The organism is Halocynthiibacter sp., from assembly GCF_049608145.1.
Lineage (GTDB): Bacteria > Pseudomonadota > Alphaproteobacteria > Rhodobacterales > Rhodobacteraceae > Halocynthiibacter.
In genome coordinates this window covers 1-20550 of record NZ_JBMYXF010000053.1, presented here as the reverse complement: position 1 = coordinate 20550, position 20550 = coordinate 1, and the positions used below count along the sequence as shown (strand labels likewise).

The following is a 20550-nucleotide window of genomic DNA, read 5'->3' as shown; positions in this document are numbered from 1 at the left end:
TCATTGCGTTTGCAGCAAGCAGAACTTCTGGAACAAACAGGATGCCGTCGCGGAAGTCTTTACCAACGATGGTCATGCCGCCAACAAGTGCGTTGGTCAGAACTTCGTAAGGCTGCCAGCCGCGGCCCAGCAAAATGTTCACGCCTTCTTCGATCTCTTCTTTCAGACCGTCGTAAAGGTCGTCATGCATCTGCAAGACAAGTTCGTCATCGGGCAGTTCGGAGAGGATGATATCTTCTTCGTCAGACATGGTATTTTCCTGGCGTTTAGCGGGGAGTCCCCGGTGTTTCTCTCTCTCTTAATCTGCGATTTATCGCCGCGCAACCTGCCGGTTTCCGACACGAAGAGCAATGAGAACGACGGGTTTGAACTTTCTATGGTGTATTTATTAATTGCGTTCTATCTTTGTTCTTATGATTGAAAATTACGAAGCACCCCCGCGACAGCGAATTAAGGGCAGGGCATCCCTTGCGAATGAAACTCCGCGCTTTGAGCCGAATACGCGTGTGAACATTCATGATGGCTGGGATTTGGTTGATGATGACCTGCCTGTGCTGCGCACGGAAGTTCGCAAGGAACGTGTGCGTACTGCGATTAATCGCGTGAAATCACCTGATTTGCCATTTGATCGTTCGCTTAATCCATACCGGGGCTGCGAACACGGGTGTATATATTGTTTTGCGCGCCCGTCTCATGCTTACCTTAACCTGTCGCCGGGGCTTGATTTTGAAACCCGACTGATTGCGCGTCCGAATATGGCAGAGGTGCTTGAGGGCGAATTGCGGGCCCGGCGATATAAAGTAGCACCAATGGCGATTGGGTCAAACACTGACCCATATCAACCAATAGAAAAAGAATATGAAATTATGCGCGAAATTCTGGACGTTCTTGCGCGGTTTAATCATCCGGTGGCAATTGTCACTAAAGGTAATCTGATCGAACGCGACATAGATATTCTTGCGCCGATGGCTGCGAAAGGATTGGTCCGGGTTGGGATATCTGTAACGTCTCTTGATCGGGATCTGTCACGCAAGCTAGAGCCGCGCGTGCCCGCTCCGGCGCGTCGCCTACGGACAATCCAGCGTTTGTCCGAAGCGGGCATTCCTGTGCGTGCGATGGTGTCACCAATGATTCCAGGGCTGACGGATCACGAGTTGGAAAACATTATGCAGGCCTGCAAGGATGCGGGTGCGACTGCGGCAAGCTGGATTATGTTGCGATTGCCACGAGAGGTCTCACCGTTGTTTCAGGCCTGGCTTGCCGAACATTACCCCGCGAAAGTGGAAAAAGTGATGGGAAAGCTGCGTGATATGCATGGCGGGAAAGAATACAGCGCAGACTGGAATAAACGCATGCGCGGCGAGGGGCCTTATGCGGATCTGTTGTCCGCCCGTTTCCGTCAGGCCTGTGCGAGACTGCGGATAAGTGAAAACGCAGCAGATCTGCGCTGTGACCTGTTTGAGGTCCCACTGGAAAGCGGGCGGCAGATGGCTCTTTTTTGAAATCTCACGTTTGATATGAGCAATCAGAACCCAAACTAGATGGATGAAGTCGCAAAAAGAAATATCGCGGCAAAAGCCGCGATAAATAGGGTGTTTAATCTGTCGTTGGATTTTAGCCTGTCAGCCCCGGCGGCGTGTGCGGCGGGGTTCGGGTGTTTTACCATCGGTGCCGTCCGATCCAGATGAAAAGCCACCAAGTTTTTCAGCGATCGTATCTAGGGATGGGCGTGGTCCAGCAGGACGGGTTTCCAAAGCTTCGCGCATGGCGCGCAGATGCTCAGGCATGGTGCCACAACACCCGCCAATAATCTTTGCTCCACAGTCGCGTGCAAGAACGGCGTACTCACCCATCAATTTTGGGGTGCCATCATAGTGAATGTGGCCGTCGACATATTTAGGAATGCCGGCATTGCCTTTGGAAATGATGGGTGTGTTGGTCCCCTGTGCGCTGAAGCCGAGAACCGTACGCAGCAGATCAGATGCGCCAACACCACAGTTAGCACCAAAGGCCAGAGGCGCCGGTGACATGCCGCCCACAAGATCCGTCAGGTCGGAACTGGTAACCCCCATCATTGTGCGTCCGGCGGTGTCAAAACTCATGGTGCCACACCAGGGCATGCCTGCCTTTTCAAAGGCTTCTGCGGCGGCCTTAAATTCCTCCGGGGCGGAAATTGTTTCAACCCAAAGCACGTCAACGCCGCCATCTTTCAGTGCTTCGGCTTGTTCGTGGAACATCTCAACAGCACCTGCATAGGTCAAAGTGCCCATAGGTTCCATGATTTCACCTGTTGGACCAACAGAACCCGCAACAATGATTTTGCGATCTGATTTATCCGCAACTTCACGTCCGATTTCTGCGGCGGCGCGGTTCAGTTCACCCACACGATTATCTGCAGAGTGTAGTTTCAGGCGGGATGAGTTGCCACCAAATGTATTGGTCAGAAACAGATCACTGCCGGCATCGACAGACCCTTGATAAAGCGCCCTGATCTTGGCTGGTTCATCCACATTCCACAATTCAGGTGCGTCGCCAGACGACAGGCCCATGTTGAAAAGATTGGTCCCGGTCGCCCCATCGGCGAGGATCCAGTCGCGGGTTTCAAGCATATCTTTCAATGGATTATTACCGGAAGCTGCGCTCATTCTTTTTGGCCTTTGTTACTGAAGTGAAGCTGCGTCGCGCAGCGGCAGTATGTATACACAATATTTCACAAGCTGACGCAGGACTGCACCAGTTACTTGCACATGCCATGATCCGCCTGACAACGCAAACCCCCAGAAGTTTCGAGAATGCGAAATTAACTAATTATGATCATGAGGCTCGCTCATCTTTGCCTGCAGATAGCTGTACAAAAGCATATGGTGTTTGCGGCGTAAATTGACCGTCAGGTAAGATATCTTTTTCGGGTTTTGGTGTTGGAATTTTCGGCGGCCACACAATGGCCAGATAGATATCAAAGACAGATACAAGCAATGAAACCCAACCTGGAGCAGCCATATATAGGGGTGTTTTTTCTGGGGAAAAGGCCATTTTGAACTGACGCAATCCGCCGCCCTGCCGTTTTGAGGCAAGCAATCGGATCAGAGAGGCCGGATATCGTGTTTCACCTGCGATTTCTGTCTGGCGAAGCGGAACTGCTGCTAGGCTTAATCTTGGCACGCCGGTTCTGGCAGCCCTGATCAGTGCGCAATGGATCAATGCGTGCATTGCGCCGTCCGGGCAGTGGGAACTGTGACGCATGAGGTCCAGCGCCCATTCGGATCTATTGCTGTGAAAACTGGTAAAGCCGACGATTTGATCGTCTTGACGAGCAATGAATATTTGTTGGTTTTTCAGGTAATTTGGGCAAAATCTTCCCATTGAAAACCCTCGTTCGCCTCCATGATGTGTGGCCCATTGAGTGTTCAAACTCTCTATCTCTCGAAGGTCACGAACACTCAACGCATTCGCATGGCTTATTTCAACGCGAGATTTGCCTACTTTACGCAATTTGCGTCGAAGCCCTCTTCGGGCAGGCGTATCTAGGTCGAAGGTCGCAGGACATAGCCAGGCTTCCTCTGCAATTTTTATGGTTTTCCAGCCGCGTTTTCGTGCCGACCCTGCCATTCTTGCGCTGGTTTTATACAGGCAAGGGATCTTTTTGCGCACTTTGGCTGATCTGGTTAGAACCTGCAGCGCAACATCGGGAGATGGCAGAGCAAGTGGTGTGCGTAGGGCGGTCAGGGTCTGTCCTGTTTCCCCGGTCAGAAAGGCAACTCCGGCACCGGGGGCGCAGGTGATCTTTAGTTGGTTTTGATTTGCAAGACCGGCCTCAGAAAAAACTGAATTTTCTATGAGCGTTGCCTGCGGAATGTGTTGTTTTGGGGAGGTTGATAGGGTTGTGTCCTGCATGGGCAGAATGCTGCGTTGCCCTGCGGCGAGGGCTATTATTCCCAGCACAGCGGGAACGATATAGTAAACCAACCGCCAGGCAAGGATACCAGCCATCAGTGGGGCATCTGCAACAAAAGGCAGGAGCGCAAATAGAGCGACTTCAAAGGGGCCAATTCCAGCGGGTGATCCGCAGATCAGACCGAAACCAAAAGCCAGCAGAAAGGCAGGCAGAAGCAACGCAAAACCGGGATCTGCGCCTGCAGGCAATAAAACCCAAAGAGCAGCGCAGGCTGCAACTGTATCGATGAGTGTCAGCCCAAGAATTTTGGCCAGAACCGTTAATGGGGGAAAGGCGGGAAGAGCAATCAAGCGATCTTGATTTACTTTGAAAACCCGCAAAATTGAATGGACAGGAGATGGCAGATGTATGTGTTGGGGTTGAAGTACGGATGCGATCAAGCACCCAATACCGATAAGCCCTCCGGCAAACAGAACAGGGCCGACCATCCAGGACAGATTGCGAATAATATCCGGAAAAAACGCATAGACTGTGATCAATGAAAGCGCCGCACAAACAGCCCAACCAGAAAGAAATGTTGCCGCGACAATGGCCGTTAACCGGGTTGCCTGCCAAATCGAGATCTCAGGCAACATACGCCAACGTGCAAGGGCACCAGTGATGAGACCAAAACCTGTGGTCTGACTGATTGCAATCGCTGCAATACCGGCACGACTGGCACGGTGGGCCGGAACGTGGGTGCAAAGCATACTGTGCACAACTGCATCGTACCGTCCGACAGCGATAAAACTGATGGCCGTGAAAATCAGAGCGAATAGCCATTGTTCCAGTGTGACACTGCGGGTCAGTGCAAGAACTGCGGATGGATCTAGGTGATCAAGTTGGCGGATCAGGATCAGTAAAAAGACCCCGGCAAGGACCAGAGGTAGGCCATGCTTGAAAATTTGACGAAAGACTTGGCGACGCAGGAAAGGATCCGTTTGTGAACGAGGCTTTGCGCTGGTGCCAGGCGTGAATGCCTGAAGGCGCTGCCACCAGTTTCGACCTGATGACCTGAAAAATCTGTAGAAATACATGCGCATGCACGCCCCCTTTACTCAACCCGGGGGCAGTATCAGGGCATAGGGTGAGGGGAAGCTTAACAAATAAAATTGTCAAAAAATATTGGTGCACCGACAGCACTATAGAACAGTCTGGCCGGGCGTGTTTCAGAGAGGTAATCAGTATTCGGAAAAGAAAAACGCACCCGCCAAAAAGGGTGCGTCCATATTTTGTGTGCCGGCAAGGGTGCCAGATGTAACCTAAAATCAGGCCTCGTCCATCAACTGTGCTTTTGCTTCGGCAAGGCAAGCTTCCATCTTTGCGCGGATTTCGGCATCAGACGCTTTATCGCCGAGGTCGCTAGCAACTTTGCGCACGACATCTTCAATGCCGGATTCTTCAAAATCTGATTTGATCACTTCGGCTGCATAGGCGGCTGCATCATCGTCGGATTTACCCAGCAGATCAGCGGCCCAGAGACCAACCAGCTTGTTGCGGCGTGCTTCGGCTTTGAACTGCATTTCTGCGTCATGGGCGAATTTGTTTTCAAATGCGCTTTCGCGTTCGTCAAAGGTGCTCATTTCAGCTCTCCCTCAGAAAAAGAATTGATATTTTGTTAATACTCATATGCCCGCCTTATGTACTTACATCAAGGGGCAGGGCGCAGGAAACGCATCCTGTCTGCCGGTAATTTCCTGAAAACTGTAGCCTGTGCCCGTAGAATGCCTTCAGGCGACTTGCCCCAGAGGCACGCTTGCCGTATAGGGCGGCCAACGCCTGTCAGCAGACGACCGGACGGCATCAAGGAGTTCCCATGGCCAGACGTAAGAAAATCTACGAAGGTAAAGCGAAAGACCTTTTTGAAGGCCCAGAGCCAGGCACGCTTGTCCAGTATTTCAAAGACGATGCAACCGCGTTTAATGCTGAAAAGCATGACACCATTGATGGCAAGGGCGCGCTGAATAACATCCTGTCTGAATACTTCATGAATGGCCTGACGCAAATTGGCGTTCCGAACCATTTCATTAAGCGCCTGAACATGCGCGAACAGCTGATCCGCAGCTGTGAAATCGTGCCCCTTGAAGTGATCGTGCGCAACTATGCCGCAGGGTCCATGTCCAAACGGATGGGCATTGAAGAGGGCACGCAACTGCCGCGTCCAATCGTGGAATTCTCATATAAAGATGACAGCCTGGGCGATCCATTGGTGCCTGAGGAATATATCATCGCTCTGAACTGGGCATCCCAGCAGGATCTGGATGATATCATTGCGCTTGCTTTGCGTGTGAATGACTTCCTATCCGGTGTCATGTATGGCGTCGGCATCAAGCTGATCGATTTCAAAATCGAGATCGGCCGTGTTTGGGAAGGCGATTTCATGCGTCTGATCGTTGCCGATGAGATCAGCCCAGACAGCTGCCGTCTCTGGGATATCAAGACCGGCGAGAAGCTGGACAAAGATGTCTTCCGTCGTGATCTAGGCAATCTGACGGACGCCTATACCGAAGTTGCGCGTCGCCTTGGCGTTCTGCCGGGCAATGTTGCGCCTGCTCCAAAACCAACCATCGTTCACTGAAGGAAATCCGATGAAAGCTCGTGTTCATATTATGCTGAAAAATGGTGTTCTTGACCCGCAAGGCGACGCGGTGCGTCATGCGCTTGGGACGCTTGGATTTGACGGTGTTGAAGGTGTGCGCCAGGGCAAAGTGATCGAACTTGACCTTGCAGAAACGGACGCAACAAAAGCCCAAGCAAGCGTTACCGAAATGTGCGAAAAGCTTCTGGCGAACACTGTGATCGAAAGTTACACGGTCGAGATCGTTTAACCCGGGTCCACTGATCCTGTTTAGGTCGATAACCGCATGCTTGCTGCACAGATTACACAATTTAACGCCCCACTGACATTGGGACAGGTTGCAGATCCAACTTGTCCCGAAGATGGCGTCGTGTTGCGTATTTTGGCTTGTGGTGTGTGTCGATCCGACTGGCATGCGTGGAATGGCTCTGATCCTGACGTGAAATTGCCCCAGATCCCGGGACATGAATACTGTGGCGAAGTCGTCGCTGTCGGCGCGCAATGCCGGGACTGGAAAATGGGTGATCGCGTGATCGCACCGTTTATTCTGGCATGTAATCACTGTGCTTCTTGCAGTGCGGGGCACCAGACCACCTGTCCTAATCAGGTCGTTCCTGGCTTCACCCATCCTGGTGCATTTGCGCAATATATCGCAGTGCCTCAGGCCGATGGTAACCTTGCGGCCCTTCCAGAGAATATGGACGTCACCTTGGCTGCCGCGCTTGGCTGTCGAACAACGACGGCTTGGCACGCTTTAACCGATCGCGCGGCGCTTGCCCCAGGGGAATGGGTTGCGGTCTTCGGGACAGGTGGTGTTGGGCTTTCGGTGCTGTTGCTTGCCAAAGCGATGGGGGCGCGGGTCATTTGTGTTGATGTGGTGCAAGAGAAACTTGATTACGCCCTGTCCCTTGGCGCTGACTTTGCAATGCATGCAGCTCAGACAGATGTGCCCTCTGCAATCCGGGACGTAACCGGTGGTGGCGCGCATGTGTCGATTGAAGCCCTGGGCATCGAGGCAACCACACGCGCCGCTATGCAAAGCCTGCGCAAGCTTGGTCGTATGGTGCAGGTCGGTATGCCGGCAGGTAAGAACGCTGAAATGACCTTGCCGATGGATGCGGTTTATTTCGGGCAGCTTGCGATCTTTGGCACGCGTGGCATGCCAGGATGGAGATATCCATCTCTTTTGAATATGATTGATGCGGGGCAGGTGGATTTATCTCCACTTATTGCGCGTGAAATAACTCTCTCTCAGGCCAGCGACGAAGTCGCAGCCTTTAACGGAACCACTGCGCCAGGCGTTGCGGTGATCACCGACTTTTCCCGATAGGAGCCACACTATGAAAGCTGCAGTCATCGTCTTCCCAGGATCCAATTGTGATCGTGATCTGAAAGTGGCTTTGGAAGCCCAGGGCATGGATGTCACCATGGTGTGGCACAAGGATACGACCCTGCCAGATGGTCTGGATTTTGTTGGCATACCCGGCGGTTTCAGTTTTGGTGATTATCTGCGATGCGGGGCAATTGCGGCACAAAGCCCGATTTGCCAGTCAGTTGTCGATTTCGCCAATAAAGGCGGTTATGTCTTTGGCGTTTGCAACGGCTTTCAGATCCTGACCGAAACGGGGCTTTTGCCTGGTGCGCTGTTGCGCAACGCGGGTCTGAAATATATCTGTAAAACTGTCGGTTTGCAGGTCGAAACATCTGACAGTGCCTTCACCAGTGAATGGGCAAAAGGTGATGTAATCAATGTTCCGATTGCGCACCATGATGGCAATTACAATGCAGACGCAGATACACTGGCACGTCTGAAGGGCGAAGACCGTGTGGCTTTCACTTATACGGATAACCCTAACGGTGCGGCTGATGACATCGCAGGCATTCTGTCTGAAAACCGCCGTGTTCTGGGCATGATGCCACACCCTGAACGCGCGTCTGATGAAGGCCATGGTTCTGTTGAAGGTATGCCGATGTTCAAAGGCCTTGCAGGTATGTTCGCAAACGCCTGAACAGGATGCATATGCTGAAAGGCTGAAAACTGCTGTTTGTGTATGGCCGGGACGCTGATTGGTTGTGACCCGGACCACAACCGCATAGGTTTGCCATATGATCACAGACACCTCAGGACAACGCCCGCCGGGGCCTAAGCCACTGCCGCTTTCTTGGCGTATGCGCCTGCTTGTGGCTGTTCTTGTGGTCTTTGCCGTGGTCGTCGTCTGGATCAGCAACCTTTTCCTGACGGAACGTTTTACTGAATCCACCCGCAATCGCGGCGAACTGCGTCTTGCACTGTATTCCGGGAACCTGCTGTCTGAACTGCGCCGAAATGCGATTGTACCGCAGCTTTTGGCCCGTGATCCAGCGCTGATCGGCGCGCTGCAGTCAGACGATTTCTCCCAATCTAGTCAACGACTTATTTCCTACGATGATGAAATTGGCGCTGCGAATATCTTTATGCTGGATGCCGGGGGCAGAGTTGTTGCCTCGACCGATCGCAATTTGATTGGCACGCAGATGCGCAGCGAACGGTTCTTTGTTGAAGCTATTCGAAGCAATGAAACCCTATTTTCCACCGGTGATCCCGAAGTTGTAACACCAAGATTTACCTGGTCACGCCGGATGGAGCAGGGGGACAAGACCGTTGGTGTCATCGTGGTTGAGGTTGACCTGCATAAATTTCAAACCGCATGGGCAGGGATTTCGGATGCGGTGTTTGTGACAAACAGTGAAGGTGTGATCTTGCTTGCAACCGAGCCGCGCTGGAGGGGATTGAGCGAGGCCGATGCATTGACGGTTCAATCTGTCCCATCGGCCCTGACACGTGCGTTTCAGGCAACGGTCGATTGGTCAGTGCCACCTGACGCTTGGCTTGAAGGGGCGGCGGTCTTGCGACTTGAAGCGCGTCTGCCATTTCAGGGATGGCGCATTGCGTCCTTCACATCATTTGCTTCGGTCCGGGAACGTGTGAATGGGTTTCTTGCGATCGAAATTATGGGGTTTGCGATCCTTTTGACCCTGACTTTTTATCTGATGAGCCGCCGTGCCACTGGCAAATTGCGGATGTTCCAGCAGGAATCGGCGGAACTGCGCGCGCTGAACCACCAGCTCCAGCAGGAAATTGCCGAACGTCAGAGGGTGGAGCAAACCCTGAAAACTGCGGAACAAACCCTTGCGCAAAGTTCGAAACTTGCCGCTCTGGGAGAGATGTCCGCATCGGTCAGTCACGAATTAAACCAACCTCTTGCCGCGATGAAAACGTATCTCGCTGGGGCACGGCTTTTGTTGCAACGCAAACGCCCGGAAGAAGCCCTGTCTTCGTTTTATCGGATTGATGATTTGATCGAACGTATGGGGGCGATTACCCGGCAGTTGAAAAGCTATGCGCGCAAAAGTAAGGAAACGTTTGAACCAATAGATTCAAGATCTTGCGTGAACGCGGCCTTGGAAATGATGGAACCCCAGCTGAAGCAAAGACAGGTCGAAATCAAAGCAGGACTGCCCCGGGATGCGGTGATGGTTCTTGCGGATCCGATCCGGCTGGAACAGATCCTTGTGAACCTTTTGCGCAATGCCGTTGATGCGACCAAGTTCACGGCAGACCCGAAGATTGAGATCATCCTTTCGATGGGGCATCAGGTGACTCTGACCATCCGGGATAATGGCGCAGGCATTGACGATCTGGAATGCCTGTTTGAGCCTTTCTACACCACAAAAGAACCTGGTGAAGGGGTTGGTCTTGGACTTGCGATCTCTTCCGGGATTGCAGCGGACTTCGGGGGACGCTTAACTGCACATAACAGCGCAGAAGGCGGGGCCGTGTTTGTATTGCACTTGCCAAATCTGGGCTCAGAAACAGAAGCGGCCGCAAAAGCCGACGACAACAGCTGAATGAAAAGCCCGCAAACGGGCAGGAGTATTGTAAATGGCACAGGCTATGAAAATTGCGATTGTGGATGATGAACGGGACATGCGCCAGTCTATCAGCCAATGGCTGGCATTGTCAGGCTTTGATACGGAAACCTTCGCATCTGCGGAAGAGGCCCTGAAAGGTCTTGGTCCGGATTATCCGGGCGTTGTGGTGTCTGACATCCGCATGCCTGGCATGGATGGAATGCAGTTCCTTAAAAAACTAATGAGCATCGATAGCGGCCTGCCAGTGATTATGATCACGGGGCACGGTGATGTGCCTATGGCGGTTGAGGCCATGCGTCTTGGGGCTTGGGATTTCCTTGAAAAACCATTTAACCCGGATCGCATGACCGAGCTGGCTAAGAAAGCCACGCAAAAACGCCGCATGACACTGGATTCACGGGCGCTGCGCAAAGAACTGTCCGATGGCGGTACGATCATGAAGAAATTGATCGGGTCGTCCGATGCGATGCAGCGGCTGCGCGAAGATATTCTGGATCTGGGGCAGGCAGATGGCCATGTGCTGATCGAAGGCGAAACCGGTACGGGCAAATCCCTTGTTGCCCATGCATTGCATGCGGTTGGGCCGCGTGCCGGGAAGAAATTCGTGATCCTATCCTGTGCGGCATTGGAGGAAGAAGCCCTTCTGAAAATGTTGTTTGGTCCGATGGATGACGACGGTGGATCTATTCCATTGGTCGAAGCGGCCCGGGGCGGCACATTGGTTCTGGAAGATGTCGAAACACTGTCTCAGGCTGCACAGGCGCGTTTACTGACCTTTATCAATGATCAAGGAAACCCCGCTGAAACCCGCGTAATCGCGATTTCTAACCTGCAGGAAGCCGGGAAAACCCTGGAAGATGCTTTGCGTCCAGATCTGTTTTATCGTTTGGCGGCGCTTAAGATCACGCTGCCACCACTGCGTCAGCGTGACGATGATGTATTGCTGCTGTTTTCCCGCCTGTCTGAGCAATTCGCAGAAGAATACGGATGCCCTGCGCCTGAAGTCTCCGCGCAGGAAGCGGCGCAACTGTTGCAGGCGCCATGGCCCGGAAATATTCGCCAGCTGATCAATGTTGCGGAACGCGCAGTGCTTCAGAACCGTCGCGGATCGGGCACCATCGCCAGCCTTTTGATGGCGGACAACGATGAAAGCCAACCGGTGATGACCACCGAAGGCAAGCCGTTGAAGGAGTATGTTGAGGCGTTTGAGCGCATGCTGATCGATAACACAATGCGTCGTCATAAGGGGTCGATTGTGAATGTGATGGAAGAACTCTGCCTGCCGCGTCGGACTTTGAATGAAAAAATGGCGAAATACGGTCTGCAGAGATCTGATTATCTGGGCTGAAATTGACTGGCGCACAAATTCCAGATTTGTATCTGAAGAAGGGCCCAAGCAGGGGCCCTTTTTATATTCAAGATTTGATAATGCACGAATTATTCGCTGCAACCTCATCGGAAAGTGTTTCAACGTTTGCCTGGCAAATGGACCGTAAAGCAAACCGCGAATAACATCGGCGCACAGCTGTTCTGGCGCAAGACGAGTGGCGGCTGGACAAATGACCGTTTTGAAGAAATCGGCACGACGGACCCAATACAAAGCTTTATCTTAGATGGGCAACCTGTAGATCGTTAATATTTCACAATCCGGTGTTTTGCGCGCTACGCCTTTTCATTTACCGATTTGCCATTGTAATTGCCCCCTTTATGACACTATGTTGAAGGTACGGCGGCTACAGGTGTGCGCCGATGGAATTCACTGCTTTGGGTTGTGCCGCATTTATGGCCACCAGATGCAGACTGATGTGGTTGTCGAAAGGTCCCGACGGGATACGACAACCGGATACAAGCTTTTGACCCACCGGGCGCTGACAACCCCGGGCAACGCGGCCAGAAGCGGCTAAACAGGCGTCATCAAGACGTCAGAGAGAAACGCGATGCGAGGCAGTGCAGGCATAAGACGAAACGAGAGGGAAGCTTTGCTTTCCCACGTTTCCTATTGTCGCACCCCGCACGCCAAATCAGGACAAGGCAGATCAGACCGCCGGTCGTCGCGCATAAGCGCACGCCGGCCTGCGTCTCTGCTCTGCGCAGAAACTTTATGGCTAAAAAGATGCTCATCGATGCCACCCACGCGGAAGAGACCCGCGTTGTTGTGGTTGACGGAAACAAAGTTGAGGAATTCGACTTTGAAAGTGAAAACAAGCGCCAGCTAGCAGGTAATATTTACCTGGCGAAGGTTACACGTGTTGAACCTTCTCTGCAGGCTGCATTTGTAGACTACGGCGGAAACCGTCACGGGTTCTTGGCGTTTTCAGAAATTCACGCAGATTACTATCAGATCCCGGTTGCGGATCGCGAAGCGTTGCTGGCGGAAGAACGTGCCTATGCGGACGCAATGCGTGCTGAAGATGACCGCAATGACGAACAGGCAGACGAAAAACCTCGCCGCCGTCGCCGCCGTAAACCCGCCGCTGCGAAAGCAGAAAACACAGATGCGGTAGAAACACGCGAAGTTTCTGACACTTCTGATGCGCCAAGCGGCATGGAAGTTGTTGATCTTAGCGATGACACAGATGTTGAAGGCAGCTCACCGATGGAGCTGGTTGGCGAGACACCTGTTGAAACGCCAGAAGCAGGGGATGACGCTGTCGTTGAAGCGCCTGTTGCAGAAGAAACGCCAGCCGTTGAGGTTGTTGCAGAGGTTGCCGTCGCCGAAGAGGCTGCGGAAGAAGGTTCTGCTGAAGAACCCGCACCTGCTGACGTTGTGACGTCTGAAGCTGATACAGATGCGGATGACACACCCGCGGAGGATGTTGAAACTGAGGATGAAGCCGAAGACGACGCACCTGTTCAGCCCACAGACAAAGATGAAACCATCGAATCTGTAGCGGATGAAGATGTTCAGGAAGAAATCCGTCGCCCACGCAAACCACGTCCGCGTCGTTATAAAATTCAGGAAGTGATCAAGGTTCGCCAGATTCTGCTGGTACAAGTCGTGAAAGAAGAACGGGGCAACAAAGGCGCCGCCCTGACAACCTATTTGTCATTGGCTGGTCGTTATTGTGTTCTGATGCCAAACACCGCACGTGGTGGCGGGATTTCTCGTAAGATTACCAATCCGGCTGACCGTAAGAAACTGAAAGAAATTGCCACGGAAATTGACGTGCCGCAGGGCGCAGGGCTGATTGTTCGGACTGCTGGTGCGCAACGTACCAAAAGCGAGATCCGTCGCGATTACGAATATCTGCAGCGCATGTGGGAACAGATCCGTGAACTGACGCTGAAATCTATTGCGCCAGCCAAGATCTATGAAGAAGGCAACCTGATCAAACGTTCGATCCGTGATCTTTACAATGGCGACATTGACGAAGTGATCGTGGATGGCGAAGCAGGCTATCGCACGGCGAAAGACTTCATGAAAATGATCATGCCGACCCATGCGAACAACGTGAAGCGTTACAATGAACAGCTGCCGCTGTTTGCGCGCTATCAGGTGGAAAACTACCTGTCTGGCATGTTCAATCCGACTGTTCAGCTGAAATCCGGTGGTTACATCGTGATTGATACCACTGAGGCGCTTGTTGCGGTGGATGTGAACTCGGGTCGGGCCACCAAAGAAGGTTCGATCGAAGACACCGCGCTGAAGACAAACCTTGAAGCTGCGGAAGAAGTGGCGCGTCAGATGCGCTTGCGCGATTTGGCAGGCCTGATCGTGATCGATTTTATCGACATGGATGAACGCCGCAACAATAATGCCGTTGAAAAGCGTTTGAAAGATCGCCTGAAAACCGATCGCGCGCGTATTCAGGTTGGCCGAATTTCCGGCTTTGGTCTGCTTGAAATGTCGCGACAGCGTCTGCGCCCTGGCATGCTTGAGGCCACAACACAGCCTTGTCCGTCCTGTCACGGCACGGGTTTGATCCGCTCAGATGACAATCTGGCGTTGACCATTTTGCGTGCCTTGGAAGAAGAGGGTGTGCGCAAGCGGTCTCGTGAGGTTCTGCTGAAGGCCCCAATTGCGGTGATCAACTACCTGTTCAACAACAAACGTGAACATGTTGCTGCGATTGAAAGCCGTTATGGTATTTCCATTCGACTGGAAGCAGACCCGCATCTGACCAGCCCTGACTTTACGATTGAACGGTTTAAAACCGCGACGCGCCGGGTAAAGCCAGCGGAAAGCCAGGTTGTCACCGGTACCATCGAAATGATGGAAGATATCGATGAAGCTGTCGAAGCGGAAGAAACTGAAGATCGTCCTGAGGGTGATGAAGAAGGCGCACCCAAGCGTAAGCGTCGCCGTCGTTCACGCCGTCGTGGCGGTCGTGGTCGCGGTGGTGAAAACAATCCGGATGAGAACGGATCTGATGGTTCTTCTGAAGGCGAAGAAGCTGTAGCAGCAGAAGCATCGTCAGAAGATGCTGTCGCAAGCGAAACAGTTTCGGATGAAGGCGAAGAACAGGCAGAAGCCAAGCCAAAGCGCCGTCGTCGCCGTCGTAAGTCGGATGAGACAGATGCGACTGAAACTGCCGCAGCTGAGGCTTCTTCAGACACTGAGGCCGAAGCAAAACCAGAGACTGATGTCGAAGCGGAAGCTGTGGCCGAAGAAAAGCCAAAGCGTCGTCGTACCCGTAAGAAGAAGACGGACGAAGCAGAGGTTGCAGCTGAGACAGAAACACCAACGGTTTCTGAAGAAACACCTGCAGAACCAGAAGCTCCCAAGAAACGTCGTACCCGTAAGAAAAAGACGGATGAGGTTGTGGAGGCATCTGAAAGCGCAGATGCACCGGCTGAAGTTCAGTCCGAAGCAGAAGCTGAGGTGAAACCAAAACCGCGACGCACCCGCAAAAAGAAGGTAGAGGAACCTGCAGCTGAATCTGAAACTGAAGTCAAAACGGATGATGCGGCACCGGAAGACAAACCTGCGCCAAAGAAACGCCGGACACGTAAAAAGGCTGAACCCGTAGTTGAAGAGGTCGCTGCAGTTGCGGAAACCCCAGCGGAACCTGTCGTCGACGTAGCCGAGCATGCCCCTGCCGCTGAAGCATCTTTAGTTTCTGTGGCTGATGCGCCTGTGGTTGAAACCGTTGAGGCGGTCGAAGCCCCCGCAGAAGTTGCAGTGGTGGCCGATGCCGTACAGGAAGCACCTGTTGCGGAAGAACCTGCAAAGCCAAAGCGCAAAGGCTGGTGGTCTCTGGGGCGTTGATCCCTGACCTCAGATAAATTAAAAACGCCGGGTTCTGCCCGGCGTTTTGCATTTGGGATCACAGCTTACGTTGTATCCACCAGATATGGGAATTTTCACCAGATCGCTGTTCCAACAGTTTATGACCGCTTTCCATGCAGAAATGCGGGACATCAATCACGGCGGCGGGGTCATCGGTTTCAAGGCGCAGAATTTGTCCGGGCTTCAGGCCACGCAGACGTTTGGCAGCCCGTAAAACGGGCAGGGGACACAGTAAACCCAAAGCATCCACATCAAGATCGGAAACGGGTATTTCAGTCATTTCAGCCCTTTCTTTGTCCGGATCACAGTGATGCACGTGAATGTGACATTCTGCGGCGTGACCTTCCTGATTGTTTCGCCTAAATATCAAAGGCGGTAAAGAGCGTGATACCGCAGATTCCCTTGGAAAGGACATTCAGTGCTTGATGCAACCCAGATTTTTGATGCCTCGCTTCTGGTTTCTCTGATCATTGCCCTTGCAGGGGGACTGATTTCGTTCCTCAGCCCCTGCGTTTTGCCAATTGTACCGCCTTATCTTGCTTACATGAGTGGGATCAGCATGACTGAGATGTCCGGTGATGAAGGCGAAGGTCAGGGCCGCGGGCGCCGCAAAGTTCTATTGGCAGCGCTGTTTTTTGTAATGGGGTTGTCGGTTGTCTTCCTGATGATGGGGCTTGCGGCATCAGTCGCAGGGCGCTTTCTGATCCAGAACCAAGACATGTTTATGACCATCGCTGGCGTCGTGATTATGATTATGGGGGCGCATTTTGTTGGCGTTTACCGGATCAAGTTCATGGACCGTGAGGCGCGTCTTGATGCGGGCGACCAGGGAGGGTCGGCTTTTGGCGCATTTGTTCTGGGGCTTGCGTTCGCATTCGGCTGGTCACCTTGCCTTGGGCCAATCCTTGGGGCGATCAGTTCGCTTGCCATGATGGAGGGTGCTGCAAGTCGCTCGATGCTTTTGATGGGGTTCTATGCACTGGGGCTTGGTATTCCATTTTTATTGGTCGCCGCATTTTTCCCACGCCTTAAAGGCCTTATGAACTGGATGAAGCGCCACATGGGGCGGATCGAAGCCACAATGGGGCTATTGCTTTGGACGGTTGGTCTGATGATGGCGACAGGTCAGTTCACAGAATTTGCCCTTTGGATCAATGAAAAATTCCCTGTGCTGCAAGCTTTTGGTTGATTGTGACTTCCTCTTTGCGGCGTAAATGCCGCAGAGAGGATATGCATTTTCATGTCTGCTTCCGATTTAACTTAATCTCATCGTCGTGACGGTCTAATCTGGGTTTAGTTAACATAGGTATTCCGCAGATATGTCATCTGACGTAGATAAATTGCAGTGCTCTGCGGACCAACAGGTTCGCAGACGTAAGGTGTTGTATATCCCGGGGTATGATCCGTTCCATCCTCGCCGTTATCGCGAATTGTACCGCAAAGAAAGCGCAGCACAGGCTGAAATTTCTGGGTATGAGATCGCCTTGAAAGCCAATCAGGGCAAGGGGCCTTATGGCTGGCATGTAGATGCGGTTATTGATGGTATGAATGTCGGAACTGATTTTGAGGTTCTGGTCTGGTCTGACATCGTGAAAGAAACGATGACGCAAAACATTCCTCGCACCTACCTCATGTTGGCCCGTACGGCTTGGACATATGTTGGATCTGGTGCGTTTTTCCGGCTTTTGAAAACTCGCAAAGGCCCGATGATTGCAGCCCTATACCCGATATTCATGCTGACTCTGCAGCTGGTACTTGCCTGTGCCCTGGGGGCCCTTACAGGTTCGGTTACAAGCTGGCTGATACATGGTTGGCTATACCTACCAGCATTTGCAGCAACTGTTGCGGCGGTTCTGATTTTATGTCGGAAGATCGATAATAAACTGTTCGCTTATTACTTGATGCATGATTATTCATGGTCCGCCCGGGACCATGGGGCAAGCCCGCCTGAGCTGGAGCAGAAATTATCTGAATTTCGGGCCCGTCTTACAGATGTCACGACGCAGGGTTATGATGAAATCTTGGTGATTGGACATAGTTCTGGGGCGCATATTGGGGTGTCTTTGCTGGCTGATTTTCTCCGAACACCTGAGGGAGGTAAGCCTGAAACAAGATTGTCATTTTTGACCATTGGGCAAGTTGTTCCTATGGTATCTTTTTTGAAGAAAGCCAAACGCTTGCGCGCCGACCTTCACCTAATGGCGGCACAGCAATATATTCCCTGGGTGGACGTAACTGCCCCTGGGGATGGGTGTGCATTTGCGCTGTGTGATCCGGTTTCTGTCACGGGTGTCGCACCGGAAAACAAATCCTGGCCTTTGGTTTTCTCGGCTGCTTTCACACAAAGCCTGACCCCCGCCCGTTGGAAAGAACTGCGCTGGCGGTTCTTTCGGCTTCACTTTCAGTATCTCTGTGCTTTTGATGCGCCAAAGGACTACGACTATTTTCAGATCACGGCCGGCCCGGTAACACTGTGGGAACGCTATAAAAATCGACCTGCGTCAAAGTCACGTATGGAAACGCCACTGTCCCCGTATAAGGATATGGCATGACACAGGTTCTGCCCCCCAAACCCCCAGCGCGCCCGGATAAAGTTTCTCTCTGGCGTTATGTGAAGCTGTTTCGCCAGGACATTCTGTCTGCGCAGCCGCAACGTTTGTATCGGGCGTGGATGGCAGCATTTAAAACGCCATTTTTTCGCAGTTACATGATCAATCAACCCGACTTGGTAGAAGAGGTCTTAAAGAGGCGCCCTGATGATTTCCCAAAGTCAGGCCGTATTTCTGAGGGGTTGCGGCCTTTGCTGGGCAATTCTGTTTTTCTAACCAATGGTGAGACATGGAAACGTCAGCGTCGTATTATTGATCCGTCTTTTGAAGGCGGTCGCTTGCGGGAAACTTGGCCCGCTATGGTGGATGCTGCAGAAGCTTGCGTCGCACGTCTGTATGCACGTGTGGAAACCGGGCAGGGCACGCCAATTGAAATCGAGGAAGAAACCAGTCACGCCGCTGCGGATGTGATCTTTCGCACATTGTTTTCGATCCCGATTGAACATGAAATTGCACGTGAGGTTTTTACAAGGTTTCGAGACTATCAGCGCAGTCAACCGATCCTGAATATTGCAGCCTTCATTCCTTTGCCGCGCTGGATGCCACGCCTGTTCCGTAAAGATACACGTCAGGCTGCCGCAGACATTCGTGGCCTGATTACCCAGCTTACGACGGAACGTATGGATGCGATAAGCGCCGGCACAGCCCCAGATGATCTTGCAACCAAAATTATGACGACCACAGACCCGCAGACCGGGGATAAGTTTTCGACCGAAGAAATGGTGGATCAGGTCGCGATCTTTTTCCTTGCGGGACATGAAACAAGTGCCTCGGCCCTGGCCTGGACGTTATATCTAATGGCGCTTTACCCCGACTGGCAGAAACAGATAGCCGAAGAAGCATCTGATCTGGATAGTCCTGAATTCTCGGCACTTTCGCGGCTGCGTGTCAGTCGTGATGTGTTTCGTGAATCCCTGCGTCTTTACCCACCAGTGCCCATGATGGTGCGACAGAATACCTGCCCGGAACACTTCAGGGATCGTGACATTGCCCCTGGTGCACAGGTGGTGATTTCTCCATGGCATCTGCACCGTCATGAACGTCTCTGGGATAATCCGGATGGCTTTGACCCCACGCGCTGGAATACCGAAAATGGCCGGCAATGTATGCGCAACGCCTGGATCCCGTTTTCCGCTGGAAGCCGTGTGTGTACTGGGGCAGGATTTGCGATGGCAGAGGGGCCTTTGTTACTGTCTATGATCCTAAAGAATTTCCGCATCACGGCAGTTCAGGGTAAAGATCCGGTGCCTGTTGCACATTTGACAGTTCGTTCGGCTGAAGGAATCTGGCTGCGCCTGGAGAAACGTTGAAAATAATGTTTGGCAAAGAAAACGGCCGCTGACGTGGATCAGCGGCCGGTCTGCGTCAGGTCATTCTGATTGATCAGCTGGCCTGGGCGTGGAGTTGTGCCATTGCTTGGAAATGACGCAGGACATAAAGGCGGATGGCTGTTGCCAGGCCCGACTCTGTGCCGCGTTCTGCATCGATCTCTGCAGCAAGTGTATTTACCGCAACAGATTTTTCAGAAGCAATATTACGGAATGCCCGCCAGAAATCATCCTCCAGCGTGACAGATGTTCGGTGCCCTTTCAGGGTCAAGGAACGTTTCTTTGGTCGTGTATCGATATAACTGTTCATTCGTCGTGGTCGTCTTCGTGTTTATGTTGATCAAGCAACTGATTATTGCGCGCGTTTCGCGCTGCCATAAGCTGTTTTTCAGAGTTGCTCAACCCATGTTTCAAGGCATTGTCTGCAGTTTCATCACGTTTTTGTTCCCGGGCCCTCTGCTTGCGGGCCCGGTTTAGATTTACCAGTTTTACCATGTATTTAGATTACGCTTTAGGTCCGATCATTTGCTCTGGCCGTACGACTTTGTCAAATGTTTCTTCATCAACAAAACCAAGTGCAATGGCCTCTTCTTTCAGCGTGGTGCCATTTTTATGCGCAGTCTTTGCAACTTTGGTTGCGTTGTCATAGCCGATGGTTGGCGCAAGGGCTGTCACCAGCATCAGGCTTTCTTTCATCAGCTTGTCGATGCGGGGTTCATTGGCTTGAATACCGTTCAGCATCCGTTCGGTGAAGCTATCCGTTGCGTCACCCAAAAGTTGGATAGATTGCAACAGGTTATAGGACATCATCGGGTTGTAAACGTTCAGTTCAAAATGACCTTGTGAACCCGCGAAAGTCATGGCGGCATTGTTGCCCATGACGTGTGCGGCGACCTGTGTCAGCGCTTCAGCTTGGGTTGGGTTCACTTTGCCAGGCATGATGGAAGACCCCGGTTCGT

General features: G+C 52.4%; 20 protein-coding genes. 12 read left to right on the top strand and 8 right to left on the bottom strand.

The genetic code is table 11. The features are described 5' to 3' along the window. The coding region (locus ACPGUT_RS13475) for a B12-binding domain-containing protein (RefSeq protein ID WP_423992235.1) at positions 1-250 on the bottom strand (250 nt) is incomplete at its 3' end. Positions 251-413: 163 nt separating this feature from the next. Here ACPGUT_RS13475 and ACPGUT_RS13470 point away from each other — a divergent pair. Further along, positions 414-1502, top strand: coding sequence for a PA0069 family radical SAM protein (locus ACPGUT_RS13470; protein WP_423992239.1), 1089 nt, complete (start codon positions 414-416; stop codon positions 1500-1502). A gap of 120 nt (positions 1503-1622) precedes the next feature. Here ACPGUT_RS13470 and bmt read toward each other — a convergent pair whose 3' ends face one another. From bmt to ACPGUT_RS13455, 3 genes are all read right to left on the bottom strand, one after another. Beyond that, entirely contained in the window at positions 1623-2645 is a 1023-nt protein-coding gene (gene bmt, locus ACPGUT_RS13465) for a betaine--homocysteine S-methyltransferase (RefSeq protein ID WP_423992233.1), read from the bottom strand. Between the two features lie 169 nt (positions 2646-2814). Then, positions 2815-4971 (bottom strand): phosphatidylglycerol lysyltransferase domain-containing protein, encoded by a 2157-nt coding sequence (locus tag ACPGUT_RS13460; protein WP_423992237.1) that lies wholly within the window; start codon positions 4969-4971, stop codon positions 2815-2817. Between the two features lie 231 nt (positions 4972-5202). Beyond that, positions 5203-5517 (bottom strand): DUF1476 domain-containing protein, encoded by a 315-nt coding sequence (locus ACPGUT_RS13455; RefSeq protein ID WP_423992231.1) that lies wholly within the window; start codon positions 5515-5517, stop codon positions 5203-5205. Positions 5518-5750: 233 nt separating this feature from the next. Between ACPGUT_RS13455 and purC the strand changes: the two genes are divergently transcribed. The 8 genes from purC to ACPGUT_RS13415 all read left to right on the top strand — a co-directional run bounded on the left by purC (position 5751) and on the right by ACPGUT_RS13415 (position 15633). Then, positions 5751-6512 carry a phosphoribosylaminoimidazolesuccinocarboxamide synthase gene (gene purC / locus ACPGUT_RS13450; RefSeq protein WP_423992230.1) on the top strand — a complete coding sequence of 254 codons (762 nt, stop codon included), beginning with the start codon at positions 5751-5753 and terminating at the stop codon, positions 6510-6512. Between the two features lie 10 nt (positions 6513-6522). After that, entirely contained in the window at positions 6523-6762 is a 240-nt protein-coding gene (purS, locus tag ACPGUT_RS13445; RefSeq protein ID WP_423992228.1) for a phosphoribosylformylglycinamidine synthase subunit PurS, read from the top strand. Positions 6763-6798: 36 nt separating this feature from the next. Then, positions 6799-7842: a zinc-dependent alcohol dehydrogenase family protein gene (locus tag ACPGUT_RS13440; RefSeq protein WP_423992226.1), complete on the top strand. Its 1044-nt coding sequence runs from the start codon at positions 6799-6801 to the stop codon at positions 7840-7842. Between the two features lie 10 nt (positions 7843-7852). Continuing rightward, positions 7853-8521 (top strand): phosphoribosylformylglycinamidine synthase subunit PurQ, encoded by a 669-nt coding sequence (gene purQ, locus ACPGUT_RS13435; protein WP_423992224.1) that lies wholly within the window; start codon positions 7853-7855, stop codon positions 8519-8521. A 97-nt stretch (positions 8522-8618) separates the two neighbouring features. Further along, complete coding sequence (locus ACPGUT_RS13430; RefSeq protein ID WP_423992222.1) at positions 8619-10400, top strand: sensor histidine kinase; 1782 nt, start codon at positions 8619-8621, stop codon at positions 10398-10400. Between the two features lie 34 nt (positions 10401-10434). Further along, complete coding sequence (locus tag ACPGUT_RS13425; RefSeq protein WP_423992220.1) at positions 10435-11772, top strand: sigma-54-dependent transcriptional regulator; 1338 nt, start codon at positions 10435-10437, stop codon at positions 11770-11772. A 126-nt stretch (positions 11773-11898) separates the two neighbouring features. Next, complete coding sequence (locus ACPGUT_RS13420; protein ID WP_423992218.1) at positions 11899-12060, top strand: hypothetical protein; 162 nt, start codon at positions 11899-11901, stop codon at positions 12058-12060. Between the two features lie 465 nt (positions 12061-12525). Next, positions 12526-15633 carry an Rne/Rng family ribonuclease gene (locus tag ACPGUT_RS13415; RefSeq protein ID WP_423992216.1) on the top strand — a complete coding sequence of 1036 codons (3108 nt, stop codon included), beginning with the start codon at positions 12526-12528 and terminating at the stop codon, positions 15631-15633. Between the two features lie 58 nt (positions 15634-15691). Here ACPGUT_RS13415 and ACPGUT_RS13410 read toward each other — a convergent pair whose 3' ends face one another. Beyond that, complete coding sequence (locus ACPGUT_RS13410) at positions 15692-15934, bottom strand: sulfurtransferase TusA family protein (protein ID WP_423992214.1); 243 nt, start codon at positions 15932-15934, stop codon at positions 15692-15694. A gap of 138 nt (positions 15935-16072) precedes the next feature. Between ACPGUT_RS13410 and ACPGUT_RS13405 the strand changes: the two genes are divergently transcribed. The 3 genes from ACPGUT_RS13405 (at position 16073) to ACPGUT_RS13395 (ending at position 19573) form a co-directional block, all read left to right on the top strand. Further along, complete coding sequence (locus ACPGUT_RS13405; RefSeq protein WP_423992213.1) at positions 16073-16843, top strand: cytochrome c biogenesis CcdA family protein; 771 nt, start codon at positions 16073-16075, stop codon at positions 16841-16843. 130 nt (positions 16844-16973) lie between these two features. Then, positions 16974-18206, top strand: a complete 1233-nt coding sequence (locus ACPGUT_RS13400) for a hypothetical protein (RefSeq protein ID WP_423992211.1) — start codon at positions 16974-16976, stop codon at positions 18204-18206. Then, positions 18203-19573: a cytochrome P450 gene (locus ACPGUT_RS13395; RefSeq protein WP_423992209.1), complete on the top strand. Its 1371-nt coding sequence runs from the start codon at positions 18203-18205 to the stop codon at positions 19571-19573. Before ACPGUT_RS13400 ends, ACPGUT_RS13395 begins: the two co-directional genes overlap by 4 nt. A 73-nt stretch (positions 19574-19646) precedes the next feature. Here ACPGUT_RS13395 and ACPGUT_RS13390 read toward each other — a convergent pair whose 3' ends face one another. The 3 genes from ACPGUT_RS13390 to ACPGUT_RS13380 form a co-directional block, all read right to left on the bottom strand. Then, positions 19647-19901 carry a ribbon-helix-helix domain-containing protein gene (locus tag ACPGUT_RS13390; protein WP_423992208.1) on the bottom strand — a complete coding sequence of 85 codons (255 nt, stop codon included), beginning with the start codon at positions 19899-19901 and terminating at the stop codon, positions 19647-19649. Then, positions 19898-20086: a DUF4169 family protein gene (locus tag ACPGUT_RS13385; RefSeq protein WP_423992206.1), complete on the bottom strand. Its 189-nt coding sequence runs from the start codon at positions 20084-20086 to the stop codon at positions 19898-19900. The genes ACPGUT_RS13390 and ACPGUT_RS13385 overlap by 4 nt, the downstream gene beginning before the upstream one ends. A 9-nt stretch (positions 20087-20095) precedes the next feature. Continuing rightward, a partial coding sequence (locus ACPGUT_RS13380; RefSeq protein WP_423992204.1) for a lyase family protein occupies positions 20096-20550 on the bottom strand: 455 nt, incomplete at its 5' end.